Below are 26224 nucleotides of genomic sequence, written 5' to 3' on the forward strand. Positions count from 1 at the left end.
AAATAGCGCATGCTAATCTTTTTATCGAGGAAGCTTAATTTGTTTATTTTCTCTTGACTCTTTGTATAAAACGATTGTGCTTCCAATTACTTGAACGATTTCAGCACGTGCACCTTTTGCAAGTTCTTCTGCAACTTCACGGCGATCGAATTCACAGTTTTGTAGCACACTTACTTTAAATAGCTCACGAGCTTCTAAAGTATCTGCGATTTGTTTAATCATATTTTCATTTACTCCGCCTTTTCCTACTTGAAAAATTGGTGTTAAATGATGTGCCTGTGCACGTAAAAATCTTTTTTGTTTTCCTGTTAACATATATGTTAGCCTCCAAGCTTTCTTATAACTAATTGTTTCATTCGTTCGATATTTGGCGTACGCCCTGTCCACATTTCAAATGCAAGCGCTCCTTGATAAACAAACATATCAATACCATTTTGAATCATTGCACCTTGCTCTTTCGCCTCACATAAAATTTTCGTTTCAAATGGATTATAAATTATATCTGATACAATCGTTCCCTTATTCAACGAAGAAATTTGTAACGGCGTATGTTCGACGCGTGGATGCATACCTATTGTTGTCGTCTGAATGATAATATCATAATTCCCTTGTTCTTCTGTTGCTTTCTCTAGCGATAAAGCAACAGAATGGACAGTAGCCTTACATGCAGTAATAAGTTCCTTCGCCTTATCTACCGTACGATTCGCTACATCAATCTCTTTCACACCTACATCAGCAAGTGAAAAATAAATAGCTCGACTAGCACCGCCTGCGCCAAGTAATAAAATACGTTTCTCTTGAAGTGGTTCACTACTAATGGATTGCAGTGCTCGGACAAAACCAATTCCATCTGTATTGTAGCCAATCAATTTCCCATCCTTATGAACCACCGTATTTACTGCACCAATTTGTTTTGCTAGCGGGTCAATCTCATCCAAATAATCCATAATCGCAACTTTGTGCGGAGTTGTTACATTAAATCCTGAAATACCTAACGCTTTTAAACCTCTTACTGCTTCCCCTAGCACTTCCTCTTTAACAAGAAAGGCATGATAATGGGCATCCATATTCAAGTGTTCAAATGCATCGTTATGCATAACGGGTGATAATGAATGTCCAATTGGATTTCCGATTACACCATATAATTGTTTCATAAATCCCTCTCCATATTAAATTAAAGATTTACGCAATGAAACACTTACTCCTTTTGGTACGTGTGCAACAATTTTTGCTCCCGGTTCGTTCACAGTAACCCATCCTAATCCAGAGAATACAACATCCGTTTTTGGTTCACGAATATTAAACTCGTATTTCACTAGCTCTGGCATATTTTCTAATTCTTCTGGTGTTGGCGGGCTTAGTAAATCCCCTGCATGATTTTTATACAATTCATCTGCTTTCTCAAGCTTCGTACGATGGATTGTTAAACGATTTGAGAAGTGACAAGTAAATGCGCGACGACCGCCACTTACGTAATCAAAACGTGCCAGTCCGCTAAAGAACAATGTTTGTTCTTCATTTAATTGGAATACCATCGGCTTAATTTCTTTTGTTGGTGTAATAAGCTTTAAGCTTTGTTTTCCAACATAATGAGCCATTTGATGGTGGTTAATAATACCTGGCGTATCATATAAAGAAGATTCTTCGTCTAACGGGATATCAATTAAATCAAGCGTTGTTCCTGGGAAATGAGATGTTGTAATTACATTTTCAGTCTCATCACTAAATTCTTTAATCATACGATTAATAAATGTTGATTTCCCTACATTTGTACATCCAACAACGTAAACATCTTTTCCGCCGCGGTAATACTCAATCGCATCTGCCAGCTCAGCAATCCCTTGTCCCTTTGCTGCACTAATTAAAAAGACATCTTCTGGCTTTAATCCTAGCTGCTTTGCACTATAGCGCATCCAATGCTTTACTTTATCATGTTTTACTGACTTAGGAATTAAATCAGCTTTATTCCCAACAAGTAATACTTTATTATTTCCCACGAAACGATGTAAGCCAGGTAACCAGCTACCATTAAAATCAAAAATATCTACAATCTTAACTACTAACGCATCTGATTTTCCAATACCGTTTAGAATACGTAGGAAATCATCATCTGTTAATGATACATCTTGAATTTCGTTATAATGTTTCAATCGAAAACAACGTTGACAAATGACTTGTTCTTTTTCTAAAGATGAGGCAGGAGCATATCCCACTTCATTTTTATCTTCTGTTTGAATTTCTACACCGCAACCAATACATTTAATTGTTTCAGTCAAACTTTATTCCTCCCAGTTAATTAAACCTTTTTTCTTCATGTTTCTCATGATTCTTCGTTCAATTTTTCGATTAAAGCGCGTTACTAATCCGTCCGTTTGTGCTACTGGTACAACTAAAATTGTATGAAGTCCAACTCGGTTTCCACCTAGCACATCCGTTAGTAATTGATCTCCAATTACTACAACTTCATCTGGCTGCAACTGCATGTCTTGTATCGCACGCTTAAACGCACGGACAAATGGCTTACGTGCACTATGAATAAATGGAATGCCTAATGGATCAGCAAAGTCTTTCACTCGTTGCTCATTATTATTTGAAACGACCGTTACTTGAATGCCTTGCTCTTTCATTTTCAAAAACCATTCTTCAAGTTGTGGCGTTGCATTTGGACGATCCCATTCAATTAAAGTGTTATCTAAATCAGTAATAACACCTTTAATTCCACGTTTTTTCAAATCTTCTGGTTGAACATGATATACATTTTTCACATATTCATTTGGTAAAAATAGTTTCAATTTCTTTCACCTCTTTGAGGAGTTTTCATAAAAATTTTTCGACAACATATTTCGATATATGGCCTGTGGATAAAATTGTACACATTTTCCACATTAATTTTTCAGTTAATTTGGAATTTACTAACAATCTATACACATTTTATCCACCTAGGTATGTGGATAACCACTCGTTTGTGACTGTCATATTTTTTTGGTACATTAAATGCAACAACGAATCAATCCTTATATTATTAGGAGGTGACTCACCTTGAAAACAAAACATATGGAACAGTTATCTACTGAGTTACTCACTGAGTCTTATTATAAAGCAAAAGAACTAAAATTAAATCCCGACTTCATTTTACTTATAAAACAAGAAATTATTAGACGCTCATTAGAGGACAAGCTCGTCAAATCGTCTTGATTACATATAAAGTGAAATTTTAAGTAACTAACTTGTAAAAAGAGCCATCCTGCGATGGCTCTCGAATAAACAAGTACTCCCATCTAGGGAATTTCATCATTACGCATCTTTGTCCATAAATCTTGCTTACAGTTATAAAATCTTTTTTACTTATGAGCCAATCGAGTAGCAATTTTTTCACCAAGGCGAAGTTCTTGTCCACTCTTCAATTCTTGCGCTACTTCTATCATATCTTTTTCAAACAATAACACAACCGTTGAGCCGAATGTAAAGTATGCCATTTCTTCACCTTTTTGAACAGTGTCTCTTTCATGCAGCAGCTCAATACTATTTACAAACATAGCTCCTACTTTTACAAGCGCCATATGTTCACCGTCACTATTCACTTCTGTAACAGAACGATAATTTTTTGACAATGGTTCTTTCCCGTATTCCATACCAGCTGCATTTACCGGATATGATTTTCTACCGAGTACAAATCTTTCAGTCACAGAACCAGAAAGCGGACTATGAATACGATGATAATGACTTGGGCTTAAATAAATAACCATGTATGTACCACCTGCATATCGCTGTGCACGTTCTTCATTACCTAGCATATCCACAATCGAATAACGCTTGCCTTTAATATCAAATGTTTTTGTCTCCTCAATAGGACCGTGATCAGCAAAAACACCATCAACAGGACTAACAATACTCGATGCATCTGTATCAATACTACGCTTTCCTTCTTTTAGCTTACGCGTAAATAATTCATGCAATGTTCTATATTCCTTCAAACCCTTTTCCATCTCATCTTGATTAATTTGAAACACTTTCGCATACGATGGAATAATGATAGAGCTTAAACGAGATTGTGCAAATTTACGTAATATATAAGAAGTAAAACGACCATTTGTAAGTTCGATCATAAGTCGATATAATGTACGTCGCAAATTGCGGAACCTCCTAATTAGTCTATAACTTTAGCTTTCCCTTCTTTTCCTCCTATATCATATGTAAAATTGGTTCTTATTCCCACATATCATATAGAACTGTTTCAGTATAGATGCAGAAAGCTAAGTATGGTATTATTCTTAAATTGTTTAGCACCTTCTAATATTACAGATAGAATCCGTCATTTTCAACAGTGAACATGGATTTCTTCTGAACACAACTCTTTTTCTTTCCTTATTTACAAAAAGAAAAGCAGCCCATTTTAAAATACGGCTGCTTGCAATGTACATTATTCTTTTGCTTTTTTCTCTTTCTCTGCTCTTACAAATTCATGGAACATTTTCATTAAAGCGCGCTTTTCAATTCTTGATACGTAGCTTCTGGAAATACCAAGCGCCTTTGCAATCTCTCGTTGTGTTTTCTCCTTATCAAGCCCCAGTCCAAAACGCTTCACGATAACTTCTTTCTCTCGTTCGTCTAAAATATCGATATACTCTTTAATCTTTTCTAACTCCATACTCAGCTGGATCATATCAATTACATCTTCAGACTCTGATTTTAATATATCAATAAGCGATATTTCATTCCCCTCTTTATCTTGCCCGATTGGATCATGAAGTGAAACGTCCTTTTTCGTTTTCTTTAGTACACGTAAATGCATCAAAATTTCATTTTCAATACAGCGTGCTGCATATGTCGCAAGTTTTGTGCCTTTTCCTGCTGAATAGCTCTCGATTGCTTTAATGAGCCCGATTGTACCAATTGAAATTAAATCTTCTGCATCTTCCCCTGTGTTTTCAAATTTTTTAACGATATGAGCTACAAGCCGTAAATTATGTTCAATTAACAGATTCCTCGCTTGAGCATCACCTTGCTCCATTAACTCTAAGTACTTTCTCTCATCGTCTGATGATAACGGCTGCGGAAACGCATTGTTCTTCACATAAGAAACAAAAACAAACACTTCTCGAACCATATATCCAATTGCGGCGAATAGACTCAAACCTTTCACCTCCGCCAAAATAGTGGTCTTTACTAAGTGTATGTGGGCGTGAGGTTGTTTGTGTCTGTACGATATCATTCCCATATGTTTTTAAGCATAATAATTGTCTCATAAAGCTTCACTACGTATACTTAAACAAAAGATTGGAGAGTGGAATATGAAATATTTCATTTCCCTCTTGTACACGAGTAGCTTGTAAGAGATGAACTCCTTGTACGCTCTTGCAAGCTACTTGTACTACAAGGAGGGATTACAAATATGAAATTTGAAAGAACACGTGCTTATACAAGACACCAACGTCAACGTACAATGCGTCGAAAAATGAATATTGCAAAACACGCATGGGGATATACTCCTGAAATTGCCGGTATTTTTGCAAAAGGAAAAGTTCACTGTTCTTGTGGAATGTGTACAATAAAGTGGAGAACAGAAGGACCGCCTGCTAGTGTACAGAAGTGGTTATATAAAATTGATACATACGAAGAATAATCGTTCTTTCTAAAAAAAGGTCTTCTCTCGAAGACCTTTTTCCCTATTTAAAAGTTTATTTACTCCAAAATTTCTCCCCAGTATGCGCATCAATAAACGCATGACTTGGATCTGGTTCATATACAAGATGGTACCCTTTTACTTCTTCTCCATTTTCATACTCACATGAGGAGTGTGTTAAATCTACAAATGCAAGTCTCATATCTTGTCTAGCCTTCAAATTTTCTAAGACGACGTTCTCCTCAACAATATCACTTGGCCATAACGGTTTTTTCTCGATAGCTTTTTGTCCATTATAATGAAAATGCATCACATCACCTAATGGATGTACTAGCACAACACACCCCGTATTCGGCAATGGATAGCCATTCACTTCTTGCATATAATTTACTTCTTTCCAACCGCGCCAATCATCCTTAACAGTTACATATGTATAAAATTCATATCCTTCTTTTGTATATTTTTTTAAGAATGTATTTGCAACCTCTCTTGCTTTATTCTCTTCTATCGCTTCCTTACCGCTCGAAAAAGCTTTTTCATCCTCTATCCTAAAGTCAATTAAATTACCAGTATGTCTATTCAACGTAATCTGTATTGTTCTCTCCCCATCCCCTTTATGTTCCCACCATAATAGATGATATGGGTCATCCACACCTTCTTGATCATCTACAACAAGCCTATAATCATCTGGAATGTCAATAATATGAGCCACTTGCTCTTTTCTTTCTTTATCTTTTTGATTCATCATACCGCTCCCTTTATTACAATTTAAGGTAATTATAACAAACAAAAGAAATATAAAGTGAAACTTTAATCAGCCCTCACCAATCGGGATTTTACTGGCAGTAAGACCCCCACCTACCTTCTTTGCTTTCGCTGAATTTTGAGGTAAGAGTCTTACTGTCCTGCAAATAGCGGGATAAACGAAAAAAGACTAGAGATATCTCTAGTCTTCTACTTCGTTTCACGATGTAACGTTACTCGCTTTAATCGTGGACAATATTTTTTTAGTTCGATGCGCTCTGGATTGTTTCGTTTATTTTTTTTAGAAATATAATTACGATCACCGCACTCTGTACAAGCTAATGTAATATTTACACGCATATGTAATTCTCCTTTCTTTTAAAGATCGCAAACTAAAACGTAATGATTACGATTTAAATAATATATAACTTCATTCTATTTGTCAATTGCAAAACAAAAAGAGGCTGTCCCAAAAGGTGCTTTTTAGCCAACATCGTATAAAAAGTGAAAGGCAGAAATGTTGATTTTATAACGTTTCTGCCTTTTCAATTTCATGTGATCTTACTTCGAAAGAGACTTATGGGACAGCCCCCTTTTATTTTTAGTACTTTATACTTTTTATTAAAATGTCTCATATGTAACAAACTCACTAATTGGTTTTCTATATCCTCGTGGACGAATTTTAGTAGTATCACTTTTTCCTATCGTAATCATTAAAACAGGTACTACATGCTCTGGCATATTCAATTCACCTTGTACTGCTTTTTCATCAAAACCGATCATTGGACACGTATCATATCCATAATACTTAGCTGCGTACATAAAAGTCATCGCACTTAACGAAGCATTTCTTATCGCTTCCTCTTCCATGAAGCGTTCTCCTTTTCCTTCATATAGCCCTTTCGTTTGCCTAATTGTATCTTCATACTCACATTCATCAATCATCTTTAAAACCTTCATACCGAAATAAATATTTTCGACATTTTGGTATGCTCTCTTGTCACCACAAACAAGTATTACCGCAGATGCACTCGATACTTTATATTGTCCGAAGGCTAACTCTTTTAATCTTTCTTTGCGCTCTTGATCACGAATTACAACATAATGTGTATGTTGCAAATTGTAACAAGATGGAGAAAGCTTTGTGAGCTCAAATATTTTTTTAAAGTCCTCATCTGGGATTTCTATTCCTTGTACAAATTTCATTGCAGAACGTCTAGCAATTGCTAATTCTTCAAAGTTCACCGTATAGCCTCCTTAATAACTATAAATTCAAATATACATTAATTTATACAAATGAATAAATCAAATAAAAACACTTTAAATTATGGAGAATAATGATGATTTGCAAAAAAAAGACAAAAAGCTGAAACAATTAGTTCATACGAAATTCACACGAATCTATTACTATAGAAATTGTACATAGTGAACTTATTAACAATCACGTTTATTTATATAAAATTTTATTTGAAAGGAGTTGAAAGTATGAAAACTAAATATCGTTTTATGATCTCATCATTTGCTGCTTGCGCCTACATGATTTGGTGTTTAGTATAATAACAACCTCACTTGTAAATAGGAAAAGGTGTGTATATAAATGGAATATAATCAATCAACAGTTAACTACTGGAAAGCTTTTGTACTACCATATACATTTGCTTTAGAAGAGTTAAAAACTAAATTTGAAATTATGAACCGGGAAGCCCAATTTTTAGAGGATTACAACCCGTTTGAACATATAAAAACAAGATTAAAACAACCTGAAAGTATTATTAAAAAGCTTGAACGTAAAAATTTATTACCGACAGTTGAAAATGCGCAAACGCATTTACAAGACATCATCGGCATTCGTATTACATGTTGCTTCGTAGAAGATATCTATCATTTGAAAGAAGTTATTCAAAAGCGTGAAGATATGGAAATCATAGAGGTAAAAGATTATATCGCTAATCCAAAACAAAATGGATATAAAAGTTTACACATGATTATTAAATATCCTTTATCACTGAATTCTGGTACAAAAGAAGTCTTTGCAGAAATTCAGTTACGTACGCTCGCAATGGACTTTTGGGCAAGTTTAGAACATAAACTTTATTATAAATATGAAGGGAAAATACCTGAGTATTTAAAAGATGAACTACATGATGCCGCAATGAAAGCTGAAGATCTTGATAATAAAATGGCAACCATTCGCCAAGATATTGATGATATCGAGGCATGCTCAGATCAAATTATGTTACCACTATAAAAAAAGGTTCTCGCCAATGAGAACCTTTTTTGCGCTATTTACGGAAAGTTTCACTTTATTTCTTCTCTATCGTGCGAACCTCTTCAATTTTCCAGCCATCCTCTTCTTTTCCAAGTGCATACTGTACTTTCTTCTGAATAGTGACCTCTCCTTCTATTTCCTTTTCTTTTGTTTCAACAACAACATATCCTGCTTTACTAGCTTTTATGTCTATATGTTCCAATTCAATTTTTTTATTTCCCTTTTGAAAAGCTGCTTCTTTTTGCGTTTTTAAGTCTTCAGCACTAGGCATGTTCTTTGAAAATAACTCCATATGTTCAGTAAGATTTTTTTCATTTGTCGTCCGTACAAATTTCTCTATCACACCTTGAATCGTTTTCTCTTCTTCTTTCGTTATTTGTACCTTTCCTTCAGCTTTTGTAGTAGTAGCTTTTTGTTCTATCTGATTCTCTTTGGATTGACATCCAACTAGCAATAATACACCTATTAGAAAGGATAATATCCCTATGAAAAAAGCTCTCATCTTCCCATCTCCTAAAAAGAAAAGTGAGGCATTTCGCCTCACTTTCGTTTATAATTAGCGTCTTCCTTTATTCGGATCGCCACCGCCAACAATATCAAAGACACGTTTAGCGATATTTGTATTCTCTTGAACGCCAGAGAACAAGTATTTACCAGGGCCAAATGCATATACGTTTACATCTTCTCCTGTATGTCCACCTGTTGTCCATCCTGTAACCGAACGCTTATTGAAAATATCTTCAATCGCATTATCAATCTTTGTTACATCTTTTGAAGGAGCAATATCATTTACCGCTTTAATTTCTTCCGGTGTTAATTGTAAATCAATATACTTTTTCAATGTTTCTTCTACATTTGCACCGTTTGCAATCTCATTTGCCATAAAGTCTGGTGTGCGTTTTGCAGCTTTAATTGGATCTACTTTAAAGTTATACTCACCATTTGCACCTAAAGATAATCCACCAGTAGCGTGGTCTGCCGTTGCAACGACTAACGTATTTTTATCTTTTTTCGCAAACTCAATCGCTGCTTTAAATGCTTTTTCAAAGTCTTCCATTTCACTCATTGCGCCAACGATATCATTATCATGTCCTGCCCAGTCAATTTGACTTCCTTCAACCATTAAGAAGAAACCTTTTTTATTTTTGTTCAAACGCTCAATTGCTGCATTTGTCATTTCTTCTAATGAAGGTGTTTTATCAGTGCGATCAATCATTTTATCTAAACCGCCTGGTGCAAATAAACCAAGGATTTGATCATTTTTATCATTTAACAATTGATCTCGATCTGTTACGTAGCTATAACCAGATTTCTTAAACTCTTCTGTAAGATTGCGATCTTTTCTAACAAAGTTTTTTACGCCGCCGCCAAGCATAACATCTACTTTATGCTTCCCTTTGATTTTCTCATCAAAATAATCATTTGCAATTGCGTCCATATTTTTACGACTAATGTCATGCGCACCGAAAGCAGCTGGTGTAGCATGTGTAATTTCAGAAGTAGCAACGAGTCCTGTCGATTTCCCCTTTTCTTTCGCTTGTTCAAGAACAGTTTTCACTTCTGCTTTATCATTATCAACTGCAATTGCCGCATTATATGTTTTAATTCCTGCTGACATAGCTGTTGCTGCAGATGCAGAGTCTGTGATATTTTCATGTTCATCTTCTGGATATGTCTTTTGTGTTCCTACAAGATGCTTATCAAACTCTGTAGATTCCATCTCAAAAGTTTTTGGGTTATCTTTCATATAACGGTGAGCTGTCATATATGAAGGGCCCATACCATCCCCAATTAATACAATGACATTTTTAATCTTTGCATTGCTTCCGTTCTCATCTGCACTCACTTCATTAGAACGTGTAAAATTCCATGTTGCTACCGAAGTAACTGCTAATGATGCCACAACTGCAAATGGCCATGCTTTTTTCACAAACTTTTTCACTGTCTTGTCCCCCTAATTAGGTTATTCATTTCCCACTATCAAATTTAATAGAAGACTATTAAGAGAAAATTAGTTATATGTAAATTTTTTGTTAACTTATGTAAATATCAGTTATAATTTGTATAAGTTTGTCTTTTTATATCAACCATCTTCACCTTTACAATCAAAATATAAACAAGTTGGATTTCATTTAACGTAAATCTCTTATTTAACATTTTCCATCTACTTTTATAAAAATTAATAGAAATGTGGTGAGCATTTATGAAAACAATACAGCTAGATGAATCTTTTATTTTCGATCTACTCGACCTTTGTAAAGCTGTTGGATGGTTACAAGAGAAAACATTTATGAAAAAACAATTTGAAATGTACTTTTCTCTTGGCACACTTATCGGTTATATGCATGACAATAAGCTGATTGCAACTGGAGGAGTATTTCCTTTTAAAGATAGTTTTTCTACTATTGGCATGTTAATCGTCCATCCTGATTTTCAAGGCCAGGGCATCGGGCGAACATTGCTAAATCATTGCTTAGCACACACTCACCCAAAACAACCAATTGCACTTATTGCAACAAAAGCTGGTGAGCCTCTTTATACATCATGCGGATTTCAAACAGTAACGACGATTCATCGTTTTGAGAAACAAACTACTAAAACACATATTACTCATACGCAACAAGTAAAAGAAAAAGACATTATATCGCTTATTTCTCTCGATCAAAGTACAACTGGTGCCGATCGTTCTTTACTGTATTCATTACTATTACCAAGAACAAGTCACTCTTTTAAAATTGAGAGACATAACTGTATAGAAGCTTTTTCCTTATGCATACAAAAAGGTAATATATTATGTATCAATCCACTTATCGCCAAACGAGAAGAAGATGCTATTCAATTACTACAAAAGATATGTGAATGTTGGAATGGCACAGTAAGGATTGATGTCCCACATTCACAATTTTCATTTCGCAAATTGCTTCAAACAGAAAATTTCCAAGAAACGCTCCTTTCACCTCTTATGATCAAAAATGGTAGCCAACTTCCTGGAAATCGTAATATGCTATTTGCTATGATAGATACAGCGTTATGTTAGAAAGGGGACACCTAATTGAGGCGATTTAGCTATTTTATGGTAGGTTGTCTTACTCTTACACTATTAGTAGGATGTAGTGCAGCAGAAAAACCAGTAGAACAAGTAAAACAAGTTAAAAATACACTTACAGCAAAACTAGCTACCGAGGAAAAAATGATAGAAATAGATGGTCAAACCATTTACTTCAAAAAGATTGGTAATGAAAAACCACCTTTACTTATGATCCATGGATTTGGGGGATCATCAGATGGTTTTCAAAAGATTTACTCAGACTTAGCAAAAAATCATACAATTATTTCTGTAGATGCTTTAGGCTTCGGACGCTCATCAAAGCCAATGGATTTTTATTATTCTTTCCCAACCCATGCAAATTTGTATTATAAATTAATGAAAAAACTAGGTTACGATTCGTTTGCAATACTGGGCCACTCAATGGGTGGAGAAATTTCTCTTAATTTAACATATTTATATCCAGAAGCCGTTACCCACCTTATTTTAACTGATGCTACAGGCGGTCCTCATACACTCGTTAATAAACAAGGATCACCAAGACCACAGTTGTCGACTGATTTAAATACCGTTTCTGCTATTACAGATTATGATGAGAGCAAAGTGAAATTTAAACGTAATGATGAAGAGCATTACAATAAAATGAAATTATGGCCGAGACGTCTTCAAATTAATGCAGATGAAATAAAACAGCCAACCTTAATTATATGGGGAAGAAATGATAGTAGCGTTTCTTGGAAAGAGGGAGAAACGTATCATCAATTTTTAAAAAATAGTACTTTCCATATTATCGAAAAAGGTTATCACGCACCATTTCGTCAGGAACCACAAGAGTTTGTAGGGTATGTGAAAGACTTCTTTGACAAAAACCCTATAATAGCTGAAAAATAAGCGGGTATCTCATTTTGAGATACCCGCTTTCATATATTAAGCAGCTTGCTTTTGGCGTTTTTGAGTTTTTGAACCTAATACTTTCGGAATAACGAAACCATCTATTCCAAATTTACCAGCATTCATACCAGAAACTAGAACGAACATTGATAAAATAACCATTTCAGGATTCACACCAATTGACCCACTAAACATATAGGAAAAGTTCATTACAAGACCGAAAAAGACCGCTGTTTTTGTTAAACAGCCTACAATTAAACCAATTCCGACTAAAATTTCTCCCCACGTTACAAGTGTATTAAATAGATCAACGTTTGGAATTGCGAAATCTTGTAAAAATGATGCCCACCAAGATTGAACAGCCGGTTGTGCTCCTTTAGATTTTTCAATTGCACCTTGTAAATAACCAGTTGCATCGAATCCTTTTCCTTGTAGTTTACCGATTCCAGCCATTAACCATGTGTAACCAAGATACACTCGAATTACCGCTAACACAAAAGAAACTGCTTTGTTTCCTCTTAAAAATTGAATAACCATATCTTCCTCCTAAAGTTGTAATTAAGTTAGTTACAGATAATATAATAACATTAGTTACTTATTTTTCAAACGTTAATTATGAATAATCCGTGACATGTGTATAAAACATTAAAAACTAACGTTTATATAGTAACTTTTATTACCTGTAAAAACTTGAACATATCATACCATAAGTGATAATGGTTTTCATTGAAGAAAATGTAAAAAAAATGTGAGTTAAATGTGAAACACGTTTATTCGAATATAGAATAAACGTGTTTCACACTACTTATATAATTGAAATGTATGTGTCTCTTTATCAATTAACCGTGCTTCTTCAAAAGCCTCTCCTAACGTTTTTTCATGGTTAATAAGCCCGTAAAATAAGCGTATTGTAAACATAAGTGCTGCATTCCCATCTACATAATCTATTGATCCAATATACGATTTTGCGCCACTACGTAAGAAAGATTCTGCTAATTTTCGCTCCCCTAACGTACACCCACTATTTACAATATTTACATTATGCAATTTTGCATATTTATAAATTTCTGCTGCACCAAAGTATCCCCGCGGTTCATCTTGTTCATATATATCTTCACCTAACTCTTCCATGACAAATTTTCCTTCCTCACCATGGAAGCAAAAGACAACATAATCGATATCATTATATAAACCGTTTCCAGAAAGAATATCGACGAACTCTTTCGGTCTACCGATCCAGTACGTTATAACTTTCGCCCCAAAATATTCAAGTGATGCTCTGATTGATTGCGCCTCTAAATCCGAATTAAAGCCAACTACTAGTGCAACATTCAACATACACCCTCCATCCTATCATTAGATCTCCTCAATCCAACTTTTAAAGGATACATCCATTTCATATATACCCGTTTCTTGCAAAAAATCAGCTCTAGTTAAAACGACCTTCTGTAAATATTTCCTATATGCTGTAATTGTCCCGTCGTGAGATACAATGCAAACTCTTTCCGCACCGAGCTCATAACATAAAAGAAGAAATTCATCTACTATTTGCTGAAAGCTATGTTCTGAAATAGTATTTATACCTTCCGTCCATAACTGCTGATTTGTGTTTTTCTCTATCGAAAAATGTGGAAATGAATTTGTTATTATTCCCTGATCTACTATGTGATCACATGGTAATGTTTTCGCTCCTTCTCGATAAGGAAAAATACGCGGGGATACATATGGATGGACAATTTTTTGACAAGCTACCTTCTCACTCCATATCGCCGCCGTTTGCAAAGTTCTAAGTGTAGGGCTAGCGATTAATATATCCGTTTCTTGCAAGGGTACATTGCATTGAAGTAATTTAGCTTGATTCCTTCCCTCATCTGTTAATGATGGATTCAACCTTTGTAAACTTACCGGCAAATCTTTTGTATGTTCTCCTTCACCGTGCCGAACAAAGACGAGTTTCATGCCCATCCTCCTCTCACTATGAAATTCTCTCACATATTTCTTCCCTATTTGATCCTTTATTCCTGCTATATACAAAACCGATATGTAAAAAATATTTGACATAAATAATTGGAAAACATTACAATTGTATATGTCAAATACTTTTTACAGGGGAGAGGAGAAGCATACATATGAAATGGATAACCATCTTAATTGGCATGATTATATGGGGATATATAAACGGATTTTTCAGCAGTGATAAAACTGCTAATCCTTGGATTACAGATGATGAACGGGAAACAAAAATTAAACAGAAAGCAATTATTGCAAGCTGGTCTGGTGTTTTTATGTTTTGTACCATTAACCTCTTAAACAAATGGTTAGGTGCAGGAACGAGCGATACATCACCTTACTTACCATCTTCTATCGCAACTATTTTAAAAGAAAATGTAGAATTACAAATTTTATTTATGCTATTTATTACGTATGGTATATTTTACGTATACTATCGAAGAAAACTAAGTGCTTAACTTTCATCTCATGATTATCCTCCTAAATGGTTATAGTAATTAGGACGAAATGAAAGGAGCGATAGAAAAATGAGTAACTCGAATGATTTTTTAGATACACTGCATGAAAAACAAGCAAAAGATGAACAGAACAGAAAGCGTCAGGGAAACGGCAACCCAGCGAAAAAAAAGCCAAATAAAACGCATAAATAACCAATAAAAAATGTGCCTAAAATTATCTTTTAGGCACATTTTTTATTCTTCTTTTACCGAGATAACATTTCCCCAATTCCATTTCTCATAATACCACTCTGGTACATCTATATTTTCAATCCACTTCATTTCATGCTTTCCATCTCTATGAGCAAGCCATACATCTGCTTTCTTACGGTCTGAACGTATCCATATTAATTGATTGCTCTTCTTCATAAAGATTGGATGATAATCACCCTGCTTATGAGGTGGCTTTGTGATTCGATGCTGTACATTGCTTGTACTATCAACCTCATATAAAGATGGTAGTGGCCTTTTTTCTGGCAATGTTTCAAATCCTCCCTCTTTTGCTCGAGAGACGATAATTATGTTATCGTTCTTCCATGCAAAATCCCAATCGACATATCCTTTCGGCGTAAAAGTATTTTGCTGAAGTGCCGGCAGTTCTTTTACTTTTAAATGTTTATTCTCTAACGCAACTCTTCCGCTCCCTTCAATATAAGCTAATATATTTTTTGATGGTGACCATTGAAACCATTGTGCGTTTAATAACATTTGATCTACTTTTTCAAACCGACTGCCATCTGCACGAACTAAGCAAAGCGTATTACTATCAGCTGACCATGAAGCTGTCGGTACTGCTAAAAATGAAATCCACTTTTGATCTGGTGACCACTTAAAGCCACTTGCAACTAGCGCTAGGAAATCATCATGTTCATTTGGCAATGCATACAAATGTTTCATTTTATGAGGGTTCATATGGGCATCTTTTTGCACTTCATATAGCTGTGCTCCTGTCCATCCTGTTGGAAGTAAGTGTGCTTCAGAGGATACAAAAAACTTCTTTCCATCAGGATACCATGCATAATCTCCTACACCTGCCGATACATTTTCAAAATCCACATTCTTTTTTTGAACATCAAACGTATTTAACGTATTCGCAAATACAAATGCAATTGTATTCTCTTTCGGTGACCATTGATAATTTGATACTTCAGATTGCAATGGCCTAACTTTTTTTCCATCTTCCAGTCGGTACAATTCCAAGGTGTTTTGTTTCTTCCCTTTAACATAGGCAATCCATTCTCCATCATGAGACCATTTCGGCCCTATTATGTATTCACCTTTTGTTATTTGTTTTTCCTTTCCATCAATTTTAATCCAAAGGTCATGATGACGAACAAAAGCAATTTTCACACCACTATTTTCTGCTTTAATAATAGTAATTGAACTTAAAAATATAAATAATACTACGATGGCACTTACTATAACCTTTTTCATAACACCCCTCCATTTCCTTCCTAGCATTCCTCAATGTCCACCTACAATATGTAAAAAATACCTATTCGACATAATCAGAAAAAATTTCCCAAGAAATTTCAAATTCATAGAGGATTGGTATGAATTATGTCGAAAATATAGTTTAGCTAACATCCGATTATGTAATTCGGGATAAAGTGAAACTTTAATCAGTGGGGGTTTTCTTCATCCCCCACTGATTATTAGTTGAACCAATCGGACTTTTATGGGCAGCCCGGCCCCCACCTAACTTCTTTGCTTTCGCTGCATTTTGAGGTGGGGGTCTTACTGCCCATTAAAGTCGGATAAATTTGCAAGATTATTTTTCGGAATATTAGCACTTTTTATTAGGGGGAGTTTCAATGAAAAAAACTACATCTACACTATTAAGTATGGCGCTCGTCTTTTCCAGTTTTGGAGCTTTAAGCGCACATGCTGAATCACTGCAAAAGGAGAAGCAATTTAGTCCACAACTAAAAACAACGATTGAACAGTGGGGAGAAAATAAAATTGCGCAAAATGTTGAAACAAAAACTGCAAAAGAAATTTCAGTCATTGTAGAATTGCAACATGCACCTCTCGCAGCACAAGGTAATATTCAGCATGCTCCAGATTTACAAAGTAATCATGCACAGTCTTATCATGCCGAGCTAAAAAAAGCACAAGAAGATACGACTAAGAAAATAAAAGAAAAAGCACCTGGTGCAAAAATTAAAGAAGTGTATAATACGTTATTTTCCGGATTCTCTATTTCAGTTCCTGGAGATCAAATTACTGCTCTTGCTTCTTTACCTGAAGTAAAAGCAGTCTATCCGAACTTAACATATAAACTACATGAAACATCAAAAAGTACTACTAATGAAGAAGCACCAAACATCGGCGGACCGACAATTGGTGCAACTGAAGCGTGGAATTTAAAAGACCCATCTGGCAAACCTCTTGATGGAAAAGGGATGAAAGTAGCAATTATCGATTCTGGCGTAGACTATACACATCCTGACTTAAAAGCAAATTATATTGGTGGATATGACACAGTCGATGAAGATAATGATCCTATGGATGGTAACGTACATGGTACTCATGTAGCAGGAATTATTGCTGGTAATGGAAAAATTAAGGGCGTTGCTCCAAACGCTTCTATTTTAGCCTATCGTGTCATGAATGACGGTGGAACTGGTACAACAGACGATATTATTCAAGGTATTGAACGAGCAATTCAAGATGGTGCTGATGTGTTAAATCTGTCTCTTGGACAAGATTTAAATGTACCTGATCAACCTGTAACTTTAACGTTAGAACGTGCAGCAAAGCTTGGGGTTACTGCAGTCGTTTCAAATGGAAATGATGGCCCAAAACCGTGGTCTGTTGATGCCCCCGCCAATGCAAGTAGTGTTATATCAGTTGGAGCATCTACAGTTTCTATCCCGTTTCCAACATTCCAAGTAGCTGGTTCTACCAAAACATATCAAGGATTACCGTTATCAAGATCGGATTTCCCAATAGGTAATGATTCTCCACTTGTATATGTTGGCTATGGTAATCCAAGCGATTATGCAAAACAAGATGTGAAAGGAAAGTTTGCACTTGTTTTACAAAGTACTTCAAGTACGTTAGTAAAAGCTGAACAAGCGAAACAAGCTGGTGCAATTGGTGTACTATTAATTTCTAACGAAAAAGAAATCAATATTATGCCTGAATACTTTGCACGAGAAAATCTAGCTCTTCCAGTTATGCAATTATCAAATTCAAATGGTGAAGAGCTAAAAAACTTAATTACAAAGCGCAAGAAAAATATAAAAATTGGACAACCAGTTCCAACTGAATTAATTGGTAACTTTAGTTCTAGAGGACCATCACAAGGTAGTTGGCTTATAAAACCAGATATCGTTGCACCAGGAGTACAAATTACGAGTACTGTACCTAGAGGTGGCTATGAGTCTCACAACGGAACCAGTATGGCTGCCCCTCAAGTAGCTGGAGCTGTTGCTTTATTACGTCAAATGCACCCTGATTGGACGCCAGAACAATTGAAAGCATCTCTTTCCAATACAGCAAAAACTTTAAAAGATGTAAATGAAAATACATATCCTGTCATGGCGCAAGGATCTGGTTTAATTAACATCCCGAAAGCAGCTCAAACAGATGTATTAGTCAAACCTAACAATGTGAGCTTCGGTCTTATTAAGCCAAACAGTGGTAAAGTAAAACTGACGCAAAATATTACGTTACAAAATCTATCTAGTAAAAAGAAAAGTTTTTCAACTCGTGTGGAATTGCTAGATGCAAACACAAAAACAAAAGTAAAAACTTCTGTACCTTCATCGATTAGCATACAGCCGAATAGTAGTACCGAAAAACCATTTACTATCACTGTCGATAGTTCGCTACCCCAAGGTGTATATACTGGAAATGTGTATGTAAAAGAACAAGGTAAGAATGAAGAAACTCGCATTCCATTTACATTTAGTATCGATCCTAAAGATTACAAACGTATAGATGGACTCGAAATTATTAATTCTACTTTTAGTCCAAATGGTGACCAAATATTAGACGATAATCTCATCAACTACTATTTAGTTGCACCTGTAGATGATGTAACATTGCATGCAAATTTAGTTACAAAAGAACGTGTAACGTACCAAGGGATTATCCATCAAGCTAAAAATGAAACAGCTGGATACAAACCTTTCAAATGGAATGGTACAAAAACAGATGGTACTCCGTTAGCTGACGGTCTATACCAAATCGAAGCAGTTGCCTCTAATTCTGGTGGGGAAACGAAACAAACAGCTGCTGTATTTCTTGATCGAACTGCACCTAAGTTAACATACGAAGTTGACCAAGAAAACCTTGTAATTACAGGAAAAGTGGATGATATCCTGCTAGATTGGATGACAGAATCTGGTTGGGTAGCACCTGGTATTCCAGTGAGAATGCAATATGAAATCAACGGAAATGGTGTATGGGAAAGTGTGTTCCTAAATCCTTGGGAGAAAAATTACAGCATTTATTTCGATCGTAGTCAATTACAAGAAGGAAAGAATACAATTCATATTGTAGCAACTGATGCAGCTGGAAATACATCTAATTTAAATGTTGATTTAGATGTGAAATAAAAAATTATTGTTGACAATTTTTTTAATATAGTTTTATAATACAAAACATAGTTTAGTTGAACGAATTATATATCGGCTTTGAAGGAATACTAGTAGCGACTTATATCCCTGTCTCAGAGAACTGATGGTTGGTGCAAATCAGTACATATACAAGCGTGAATTACAATTCTGGAGCTTCTTTCCCGTAATGCTTTTTATGCATGAAGAGAAAGACGGATCTTTCCGTTATCTTAAAGTGAGTGGTAAACAATTACTTGTTTACAAATAGGGTGGTACCGCGATTTTTATCGTCCCTATCGGATTTTCCGATAGGGACTTTTTTGCGTCCATCCTTTTACATAATTTCATAATATACGCGTTGAAAGAATCGCAGTAGTATCTTATATCCCTGTTACAGAGAGCTAATGGTCGGTGGAAATTAGCACATATATAAGTATGAATTACAATTCTGGAGCTTCTTTTTCGTAGTGCTTATAGGCATGAAGGAAAAGACGGAGTTTTTCCGTTATCATTAATTGAGATGTAAGTATATTTTCACTTACAAATAGGGTGGTACCGCGATTCTTTCGCCCCTATCGGATTTTCCGATAGGGGCTTTTTCTATTTCTCACAGAAACAAATGTTAAATAATTCCGAATCTTATGATAAAATTTTATAAGCGCTTACAATTTTGAAAGGGGGTGATACAAGCTATACGAAACCGATACTTAATTTTATTTAAAAAAAGGAGGATGTCTAAATGACAAAGAAAACAGAAATTCCATCGCATTTAAAACCATTCGTATCCACACAGCATTATGATCAATATACACCGGTGAATCACGCTGTGTGGCGTTACATTATGAGACAAAATCATAGTTTCTTAAAAGACGTTGCTCATCCAGCCTATGTGAACGGATTACAATCATCTGGTATTAATATAGATGCAATTCCAAAGGTAGAAGAAATGAATGAGTGTTTAGCACCAAGCGGCTGGGGTGCTGTAACGATTGACGGGCTTATTCCTGGCGTAGCCTTCTTCGATTTTCAAGGACACGGATTATTACCAATCGCAACAGATATTCGCAAGGTAGAGAATATCGAGTATACACCAGCTCCAGATATTGTACACGAAGCAGCAGGACACGCACCTATTTTACTTGATCCTACATATGCAAAATATGTGAAACGATTTGGACAAATTGGTGCAAAAGCTTTCTCAACAAAAGAAGAACATGATGCATTCGAAGCTGTTCGTACATTAACAATTGTAAAAGAAAGCCCTACTTCTACTCCTGATGAAGTTACAGCTGCTGAGAATAATGTACTTGAAAAACAAAAGTTAGTTTCTGGCTTATCAGAAGCGGAACAAATTTCACGTCTTTTCTGGTGGACAGTAGAATATGGATTAATCGGAAATATAGATGCTCCAAAAATATATGGTGCTGGTCTCCTTTCTTCTGTTGGCGAAAGCAAACATTGCTTAACAGACGCTGTAGAAAAGGTTCCATTCTCTATAGAGGCATGTACAAGTACAACTTATGACGTAACAAAAATGCAACCACAACTATTTGTTTGCGAATCATTTGAAGAATTAACAGAAGCACTTGAGAAATTCTCTGAAACGATGGCCTTTAAAACAGGTGGTAAAGAAGGATTAGAAAAAGCAATTCGCTCTGAAAATCATGCAACTGCTGAATTAAATAACGGATTACAAATTACAGGCACATTTACCGAGACAATTGAAAACGATGCAGGTGAATTGATCTACATGCGAACGAGTTCGCCAACAGCATTAGCAATTCACAATAAACAGCTAGCGAATCATTCTACGTCTGTACACAGTGACGGGTTTGGAACACCAATTGGATTACTCACTGAAAATATTGCATTAGAAAATTGTACAGATGAACAATTACAATCATTAGGAATTACAATTGGAAATGTTGCTGAGTTTACTTTTGCAAGTGGTATTCATGTAAAAGGAACAGTGACTGATATTGTAAAAAACGATAAAAAAATTGCGCTTATTTCCTTTATCAGTTGCACAGTTACTTATAACGACCGCGTTTTATTTGATGCTTCATGGGGCGCATTTGATATGGCTGTTGGTTCAACAATTACTTCGGTATTCCCAGGTGCCGCAGATGCTGCAGCATTTTTCCCAACGGATGAAGAAGTTCAAAAAATACCTGCTCCACTTGTACTGAATGAACTTGAACGTATGTATCAAACCGTTCGTGACATTCGAAATGAAGGTATTTTACACGACGCGCATATCGAGCAATTAGTAGCAATTCAAGAGGTATTAAATAAATTGTATCCGAAAGAATGGTTACTTCGCCTTGAAATATTAGAATTGCTTTTAGAACATAACAAAGGGCATGAAACATCAGAAGCATTATTACAACAACTTTCTACTTTCACAACTGATGAAGCTGTGACACGTCTTATTAACAATGGTCTTACGCTACTTCCAGTAAAGGATGTGAAAAATGATGCTACGATTAACTGAAGAAGAAGTTCAAGAGGAATTATTGAAGTTAGATAAATGGGTAGTAAAAGATGAAAAATGGATTGAAAGAAAATATATGTTTTCCGACTACTTAAAAGGAGTCGAATTTGTCTCTGAAGCCGCCAAACTATCAGAAGAACATAATCACCACCCATTTATCCTTATCCAGTATAAAGCAGTCATTATTACTTTGTCATCTTGGAATGCAAAAGGTTTAACGAAACTCGATTTTGAGCTTGCGAAGCAATTTGATGAGCTATTTGTCCAAAATGAAAAAGCCATTATAAGAAAGTAAAAAGGAGAAGCCTTTATTAGGCTTTTCCTTTTATTTTGAAATGGATACAATGTCCAAATGGATCCTCTACTTGTAATATTCCATCTTTGTACGTAGCAATCTTGCCAATATTTTTTAAGCTTTCACATACTTGCTCTTTTTGTTTTTCATTTGCTAATACAATTGTGAAATATTTCAAGCCAACGGAATTTGGCATTTGCGGTAGTATTCCTTCACCTTGCCACGTATTTAAACCGATATGGTGATGGTAGCCACCTGCCGATACAAAGAGCGCCCCATTACGAGCTGGGATCGTTACTTCAAAACCAAGACCATCCACATAGAAACGTTTCGCTTCTTCCAAATCAGCTACATGGAAATGAATATGTCCCATCACAGTACCATCTGGAAATCCGTTCCATGTACTTCCTTGCTGCAATAATTCTTCACCAGCTAACGGGTTACTAACAAATGGTAGCTCTCCATTCTCATCACGCCAAACTTCTTTTTGACGATCATGATAAATTTCAATCCCGTTTCCATCTGGATCAGCTAAATAAAGGGCCTCACTAAAGTAATGGTCAGCTCCGCCGTGCAGTGGATATACCATTTCTACAAGATGACGAAGGATATTCGCTAAATCCTGTCTGCTCGGTAATAAAATTGCGTAATGATATAAACCCGTTCTCCCTCTTTGCTTTGGTAAGGCTTCTTTCTTTTCTTCAATGATCAGGAGTGGTTCGTTATTTTCATTCCCAAATGTAACGACCATTTCATCTTCTTTTAGTATTTTCATACTTAGTACTTCTGTATAAAACTCTAGTGATTTCTTTATATTTGATACATATAAATGAACAACATCAAGTGTTGTATCGGGATGAAGTTGAAAACTCATCTTGTTAGCCTCCCATTTAAATTAGTTCTTCTTTGACATTTTCTCTTTTAAGAAATTATCTACAAAACCATCCACTTTCGCAACAAATAAGTAAGCACCCATTGCTAACAATGCAAGCTCTAATTCGAAGCCAGGATTTTTTCCATCTCCTAATAAACCAGCTGACCATTTTACTTTTACAATTGCTCCAACCATAACTAGTGCAAATAATAATCCAATATATCTTACACCTAAACCTAGAATTAATAATAGACCGCCAACTAATTCAACTGTTGCTACACCGTATGCAAGTCCTCCTGGTAAACCAATGCTTGTGAACCACCCTGCAATATTGTCAATCCCTGATTGGAATTTTGTTAAACCGTGCATAAAGAACGTTACCCCTAACACGATACGAATAATTAAGTTACCAATATGTTGATTCATTTCTTTCTCTCCTTTATAGTTTTCTTATACAAAACTTTTATTTACATTACAAAACATACACTAATTTTTTTTATTCGTCAATTCATTTTCACTGGGAAAATATATATTTTTTTTGCTATGATACAAATAGTTGTTTATAAAAAGGAGCTTGATTTTATGAATATTGGTTCTGCAATACGTGAAATTCGTCAGCGTAGAGGCATAACAATCGCGCAAATTTGTGAAGGAACAGGTCTTTCTAAAGGGTTTATGAGTCAGGTTGAAAATAATAAAACATCACCATCTATCTCAACTTTAGAAACGATCTCCAATTTTTTAAACGTTCCTCTTCCCTATTTATTGTTAGAACAAAAAGATCGATTGAAAGTTGTCAAAAAGGTAGAACGTAAATATAGTGTATACGGAAAAGATGAACAAAGAATTGAGCATGTTGCAGAGCAAGGTGGCCTTCGCCTAAATCTCGTAGAAATTCCTGCTGGGTTTCCGAAAGAAAACACACCAAATGCCCATGAAGGGGAAGAATGTCACCTTGTATTACGTGGAAAACTAGAAGTTCAACATGGAGAAGATGTTGCAATTGTAGAAGAAGGAGATTCTTTCTCCTGGAATGCATGTGTTCCTCATATCGTTCGTAATATAGGAGAAGAAACTGCATTATTACTCATCTCTAGTCATGCAGAAAATCGAAAACGTGTTTATTAAACAAAAAGAAGCCTGTAAATCAGGCTTCTTTTTATCCTCTTATAACTCCATAGCTTGTCCCAACTAGTACAGTCTTTTCGTGTTGATTGCGATAAACTGACTCGATTGAAACCTTTTTGTATCCTTCCATTTGTTCAATATTTGTTAAAGTTAATTCACAAGTGATCGTATCTCCTGTAAAAACTGGTCTAATAAACTCACTTACTAATTCTCTTGCTATGTAATGTAATTCTTCGCCTACTTTCGTTCCAATACTAGCAGTCAATAAACCATGAACCATTAAACGTCCATTTTCATCATATTCCATATGATGCCTGCCTTTATCCCCTGTAATATTTGCAAATTCAAAAACCTCTTCCTCAGTAAATCTTCTTTCATATTTAAATACATCCCCAACTTTTATACTCATTTTTATCCCTCTAATAATAAACAGAATTTTCTTTCATTTTATCATAAAATGAGTCTCAATTCATTTTCTATTATAAAAAGAACGAAAAATACTTATAGCTGTACTATTTCCTTACTTTTCGCTCCTTTACCGATGCCCATCTCTTTTTGCAGCTTGGTATCCATAGTACGCACATGTTCCATTTCTCGATAATTCTCTCACCTCAAAACCACAACTTCTATAAAAATCAAAATTACTCGCAGAAGTATGCGCAAACCAGTCACCATGTGGCAATTTTTGCAAACAAAGAGCAACAAGTTTCTTACCTAATCCCTTCCCTCTATATTCACATTTCACAACTAAATTTACTATGTTGGCGACCATGATTCCATCAGAAATGACTCTAACCATCGCAATCATCTCTTCTTCATCCCAAATTGTGAATGCCCATGTTGAATTTTCAAATGCTATCGTGAATTTTTCAATTTGCCAAGAAGGGATATTATCATTGCTCCAACCGGCATCTTCGAATAAAGTTTTAATTGCATATGCAGGTACACCATTCGTTCCCTCACGAATAATAAGTCCATTATGATAAATGTACATGTAATCCCCCCTTTATTTTTATATACCATTCTTCAAAAGATGCAATTAACCTTTTTTCATTCAATGCGCCTAATGGAATAAACGAGAACATCCATCCCATGAAATGAAGTTGTTTTCTCATAACTAAGCCCCGTTTTTCTAGCAACAAAGATTGAGGCGGGGTGATCCGGATTAATAAGAGAAATTAATTTATTCATTCGTAACGCTTGGAAGCCATAATCTCGAAATGCTGCCGCTGCTTCTTTCGCATACCCTTTTCCCCAATACCGAGGTAATAACCAATAACCAATTTCAATTTCCTCTTTTCCATCTATTTGCTGCTTTACTAATCCTGCATGACCAATTCGTATTCCCGTTTCCTTTTCAATCAATACAAATAAACCGAGACCGTTTTTATAGCTAGGAATCACCCACTCTTCCAAACTTTTTTTACACTGCATATATGTTTTTAACGTCCCATTTCCAATATAGCGCATTACCTTCTCATTTCCCCATAATGAAGCGTAGAACTGTAAATCATCCATTGTATATTTACGAATTTGTAAACGATCTGTATGAAACATTTCTGCACTCCTTCCCACGAATTTGTACTTACCTACACGATCATGTTTTGGATATATACTTAATGTTACTATCTATTATAAAGGAACCAAAGGCGAAATACAGAATATTCAATCTCTAAATAATTTAAAAAAGGCAGTAGACAAATATTGTCTACTGCCTCCATATCATAACTAGCATAAAGAAAACTACAATTGAGGGGGGTGTAGGCTTTTCAAATATACTAGATA

Annotated in this window: 30 protein-coding genes, 1 pseudogene and 2 other annotated features; of the genes and pseudogenes, 11 read left to right on the forward strand and 20 right to left on the reverse strand. The window is 35.3% G+C overall.

Features of this window, described 5'->3' with window-relative positions; genetic code table 11:
- Positions 1-21: 21 nt before the first annotated feature.
- The 4 genes from yhbY to PDQ68_RS03595 are packed head-to-tail and all read right to left on the reverse strand — an operon-like array spanning position 22 to position 2792.
- Positions 22-315, reverse strand: a complete 294-nt coding sequence (gene yhbY / locus PDQ68_RS03580; protein ID WP_000955224.1) for a ribosome assembly RNA-binding protein YhbY — start codon at positions 313-315, stop codon at positions 22-24.
- A gap of 5 nt (positions 316-320) precedes the next feature.
- Complete coding sequence (aroE, locus tag PDQ68_RS03585) at positions 321-1154, reverse strand: shikimate dehydrogenase (protein ID WP_000812093.1); 834 nt, start codon at positions 1152-1154, stop codon at positions 321-323.
- A 15-nt stretch (positions 1155-1169) separates the two neighbouring features.
- Positions 1170-2276 carry a ribosome biogenesis GTPase YqeH gene (gene yqeH, locus PDQ68_RS03590; protein WP_000140795.1) on the reverse strand — a complete coding sequence of 369 codons (1107 nt, stop codon included), beginning with the start codon at positions 2274-2276 and terminating at the stop codon, positions 1170-1172.
- 3 nt (positions 2277-2279) lie between these two features.
- A complete protein-coding gene (locus PDQ68_RS03595) occupies positions 2280-2792 on the reverse strand; it encodes a YqeG family HAD IIIA-type phosphatase (protein ID WP_000765306.1) in 513 nt (170 codons plus the stop codon).
- A gap of 247 nt (positions 2793-3039) precedes the next feature.
- Here PDQ68_RS03595 and sda point away from each other — a divergent pair, with 247 nt between their 5' ends.
- Complete coding sequence (gene sda / locus PDQ68_RS03600) at positions 3040-3195, forward strand: sporulation histidine kinase inhibitor Sda (RefSeq protein ID WP_000850094.1); 156 nt, start codon at positions 3040-3042, stop codon at positions 3193-3195.
- A 146-nt stretch (positions 3196-3341) separates the two neighbouring features.
- On the opposite strand, the gene PDQ68_RS03605 is transcribed toward sda, so the two are convergent.
- Both PDQ68_RS03605 and sigK read right to left on the reverse strand, forming a co-directional pair.
- A complete protein-coding gene (locus tag PDQ68_RS03605) occupies positions 3342-4130 on the reverse strand; it encodes a phosphatidylserine decarboxylase (protein WP_061184084.1) in 789 nt (262 codons plus the stop codon).
- A gap of 290 nt (positions 4131-4420) precedes the next feature.
- Complete coding sequence (sigK, locus tag PDQ68_RS03610; RefSeq protein WP_000051382.1) at positions 4421-5134, reverse strand: RNA polymerase sporulation sigma factor SigK; 714 nt, start codon at positions 5132-5134, stop codon at positions 4421-4423.
- Positions 5135-5392: 258 nt separating this feature from the next.
- Here sigK and PDQ68_RS03615 point away from each other — a divergent pair, with 258 nt between their 5' ends.
- Positions 5393-5623 carry a hypothetical protein gene (locus PDQ68_RS03615; RefSeq protein ID WP_000667453.1) on the forward strand — a complete coding sequence of 77 codons (231 nt, stop codon included), beginning with the start codon at positions 5393-5395 and terminating at the stop codon, positions 5621-5623.
- Between the two features lie 73 nt (positions 5624-5696).
- Here the strand turns inward: PDQ68_RS03615 and PDQ68_RS03620 are convergent.
- The 3 genes and pseudogenes from PDQ68_RS03620 to PDQ68_RS03630 form a co-directional block, all read right to left on the reverse strand.
- Positions 5697-6368: pseudogene (locus tag PDQ68_RS03620) on the reverse strand (YcdB/YcdC domain-containing protein); the annotation flags it as partial.
- Positions 6369-6577: 209 nt separating this feature from the next.
- A complete protein-coding gene (gene rpmG / locus PDQ68_RS03625) occupies positions 6578-6727 on the reverse strand; it encodes a 50S ribosomal protein L33 (RefSeq protein WP_001265617.1) in 150 nt (49 codons plus the stop codon).
- A 261-nt stretch (positions 6728-6988) separates the two neighbouring features.
- Entirely contained in the window at positions 6989-7612 is a 624-nt protein-coding gene (locus PDQ68_RS03630) for a nitroreductase family protein (protein WP_061184086.1), read from the reverse strand.
- A gap of 352 nt (positions 7613-7964) precedes the next feature.
- Between PDQ68_RS03630 and PDQ68_RS03635 the strand changes: the two genes are divergently transcribed.
- The gene (locus tag PDQ68_RS03635; RefSeq protein ID WP_000456217.1) at positions 7965-8615 is read left to right on the forward strand and encodes a GTP pyrophosphokinase; all 651 of its coding nucleotides are present in this window, start codon (positions 7965-7967) and stop codon (positions 8613-8615) included.
- Positions 8616-8670: 55 nt separating this feature from the next.
- Here the strand turns inward: PDQ68_RS03635 and PDQ68_RS03640 are convergent, their stop codons facing one another.
- Entirely contained in the window at positions 8671-9138 is a 468-nt protein-coding gene (locus tag PDQ68_RS03640) for a hypothetical protein (RefSeq protein ID WP_001201006.1), read from the reverse strand.
- 54 nt (positions 9139-9192) lie between these two features.
- A complete protein-coding gene (locus tag PDQ68_RS03645) occupies positions 9193-10578 on the reverse strand; it encodes an alkaline phosphatase (protein WP_061184087.1) in 1386 nt (461 codons plus the stop codon).
- Positions 10579-10839: 261 nt separating this feature from the next.
- On the opposite strand from PDQ68_RS03645, the gene PDQ68_RS03650 reads away from it, so the two are divergent.
- Positions 10840-11673 (forward strand): GNAT family N-acetyltransferase, encoded by an 834-nt coding sequence (locus tag PDQ68_RS03650; RefSeq protein ID WP_016718508.1) that lies wholly within the window; start codon positions 10840-10842, stop codon positions 11671-11673.
- Between the two features lie 15 nt (positions 11674-11688).
- Positions 11689-12573 carry an alpha/beta fold hydrolase gene (locus tag PDQ68_RS03655; protein ID WP_062821262.1) on the forward strand — a complete coding sequence of 295 codons (885 nt, stop codon included), beginning with the start codon at positions 11689-11691 and terminating at the stop codon, positions 12571-12573.
- Between the two features lie 36 nt (positions 12574-12609).
- Here the strand turns inward: PDQ68_RS03655 and PDQ68_RS03660 are convergent, their stop codons facing one another.
- The 3 genes from PDQ68_RS03660 to PDQ68_RS03670 all read right to left on the reverse strand — a co-directional run bounded on the left by PDQ68_RS03660 (position 12610) and on the right by PDQ68_RS03670 (position 14634).
- Complete coding sequence (locus PDQ68_RS03660) at positions 12610-13110, reverse strand: DoxX family protein (protein ID WP_061184089.1); 501 nt, start codon at positions 13108-13110, stop codon at positions 12610-12612.
- Positions 13111-13374: 264 nt separating this feature from the next.
- Complete coding sequence (locus tag PDQ68_RS03665) at positions 13375-13911, reverse strand: hypothetical protein (RefSeq protein WP_000935628.1); 537 nt, start codon at positions 13909-13911, stop codon at positions 13375-13377.
- A gap of 18 nt (positions 13912-13929) precedes the next feature.
- Complete coding sequence (locus PDQ68_RS03670) at positions 13930-14634, reverse strand: histidine phosphatase family protein (RefSeq protein ID WP_153016957.1); 705 nt, start codon at positions 14632-14634, stop codon at positions 13930-13932.
- A 68-nt stretch (positions 14635-14702) separates the two neighbouring features.
- Here PDQ68_RS03670 and PDQ68_RS03675 point away from each other — a divergent pair, with 68 nt between their 5' ends.
- A complete protein-coding gene (locus PDQ68_RS03675) occupies positions 14703-15041 on the forward strand; it encodes a hypothetical protein (RefSeq protein ID WP_014893505.1) in 339 nt (112 codons plus the stop codon).
- Positions 15042-15110: 69 nt separating this feature from the next.
- On the forward strand, positions 15111-15233 hold the full coding sequence (locus PDQ68_RS03680) for a DUF4023 domain-containing protein (protein WP_000071861.1): 123 nt from the start codon (positions 15111-15113) through the stop codon (positions 15231-15233).
- A gap of 42 nt (positions 15234-15275) precedes the next feature.
- Here PDQ68_RS03680 and PDQ68_RS03685 read toward each other — a convergent pair whose 3' ends face one another.
- Entirely contained in the window at positions 15276-16514 is a 1239-nt protein-coding gene (locus PDQ68_RS03685) for an eIF2A-related protein (RefSeq protein WP_000756046.1), read from the reverse strand.
- 380 nt (positions 16515-16894) lie between these two features.
- Between PDQ68_RS03685 and PDQ68_RS03690 the strand changes: the two genes are divergently transcribed.
- The 3 genes from PDQ68_RS03690 to PDQ68_RS03700 all read left to right on the forward strand — a co-directional run bounded on the left by PDQ68_RS03690 (position 16895) and on the right by PDQ68_RS03700 (position 22437).
- A complete protein-coding gene (locus PDQ68_RS03690; protein ID WP_270786581.1) occupies positions 16895-19648 on the forward strand; it encodes a S8 family serine peptidase in 2754 nt (917 codons plus the stop codon).
- Positions 19649-19717: 69 nt separating this feature from the next.
- Positions 19718-19946 (forward strand) — a binding site (T-box leader).
- 51 nt (positions 19947-19997) lie between these two features.
- Positions 19998-20225: a binding site (T-box leader), on the forward strand.
- A 162-nt stretch (positions 20226-20387) separates the two neighbouring features.
- Entirely contained in the window at positions 20388-22142 is a 1755-nt protein-coding gene (locus PDQ68_RS03695; protein WP_061184092.1) for an aromatic amino acid hydroxylase, read from the forward strand.
- Positions 22123-22437 carry a 4a-hydroxytetrahydrobiopterin dehydratase gene (locus PDQ68_RS03700; protein WP_000979541.1) on the forward strand — a complete coding sequence of 105 codons (315 nt, stop codon included), beginning with the start codon at positions 22123-22125 and terminating at the stop codon, positions 22435-22437. The genes PDQ68_RS03695 and PDQ68_RS03700 overlap by 20 nt, the downstream gene beginning before the upstream one ends.
- Before the next feature lie 16 nt (positions 22438-22453).
- On the opposite strand, the gene PDQ68_RS03705 is transcribed toward PDQ68_RS03700, so the two are convergent.
- Together PDQ68_RS03705 and PDQ68_RS03710 are read right to left on the reverse strand one after the other, a co-directional pair.
- The gene (locus PDQ68_RS03705) at positions 22454-23311 is read right to left on the reverse strand and encodes a VOC family protein (RefSeq protein ID WP_061184093.1); all 858 of its coding nucleotides are present in this window, start codon (positions 23309-23311) and stop codon (positions 22454-22456) included.
- Between the two features lie 21 nt (positions 23312-23332).
- Positions 23333-23737 carry a DoxX family protein gene (locus tag PDQ68_RS03710; RefSeq protein ID WP_001071559.1) on the reverse strand — a complete coding sequence of 135 codons (405 nt, stop codon included), beginning with the start codon at positions 23735-23737 and terminating at the stop codon, positions 23333-23335.
- Between the two features lie 156 nt (positions 23738-23893).
- Between PDQ68_RS03710 and PDQ68_RS03715 the strand changes: the two genes are divergently transcribed.
- Positions 23894-24439: a helix-turn-helix domain-containing protein gene (locus PDQ68_RS03715; RefSeq protein ID WP_001020702.1), complete on the forward strand. Its 546-nt coding sequence runs from the start codon at positions 23894-23896 to the stop codon at positions 24437-24439.
- A 31-nt stretch (positions 24440-24470) separates the two neighbouring features.
- Here the strand turns inward: PDQ68_RS03715 and PDQ68_RS03720 are convergent, their stop codons facing one another.
- The 3 genes from PDQ68_RS03720 to PDQ68_RS03730 all read right to left on the reverse strand — a co-directional run bounded on the left by PDQ68_RS03720 (position 24471) and on the right by PDQ68_RS03730 (position 25996).
- Positions 24471-24848, reverse strand: a complete 378-nt coding sequence (locus tag PDQ68_RS03720) for a hotdog family protein (RefSeq protein ID WP_000025009.1) — start codon at positions 24846-24848, stop codon at positions 24471-24473.
- 126 nt (positions 24849-24974) lie between these two features.
- Positions 24975-25433 (reverse strand): GNAT family N-acetyltransferase, encoded by a 459-nt coding sequence (locus PDQ68_RS03725; RefSeq protein ID WP_000276115.1) that lies wholly within the window; start codon positions 25431-25433, stop codon positions 24975-24977.
- Between the two features lie 56 nt (positions 25434-25489).
- A complete protein-coding gene (locus PDQ68_RS03730; protein WP_061184094.1) occupies positions 25490-25996 on the reverse strand; it encodes a GNAT family N-acetyltransferase in 507 nt (168 codons plus the stop codon).
- Positions 25997-26224: the final 228 nt, after the last annotated feature.

It is taken from the genome of Bacillus cereus group sp. Bc010 (assembly GCF_027716745.1).
Classification (GTDB): domain Bacteria; phylum Bacillota; class Bacilli; order Bacillales; family Bacillaceae_G; genus Bacillus_A; species Bacillus_A pacificus.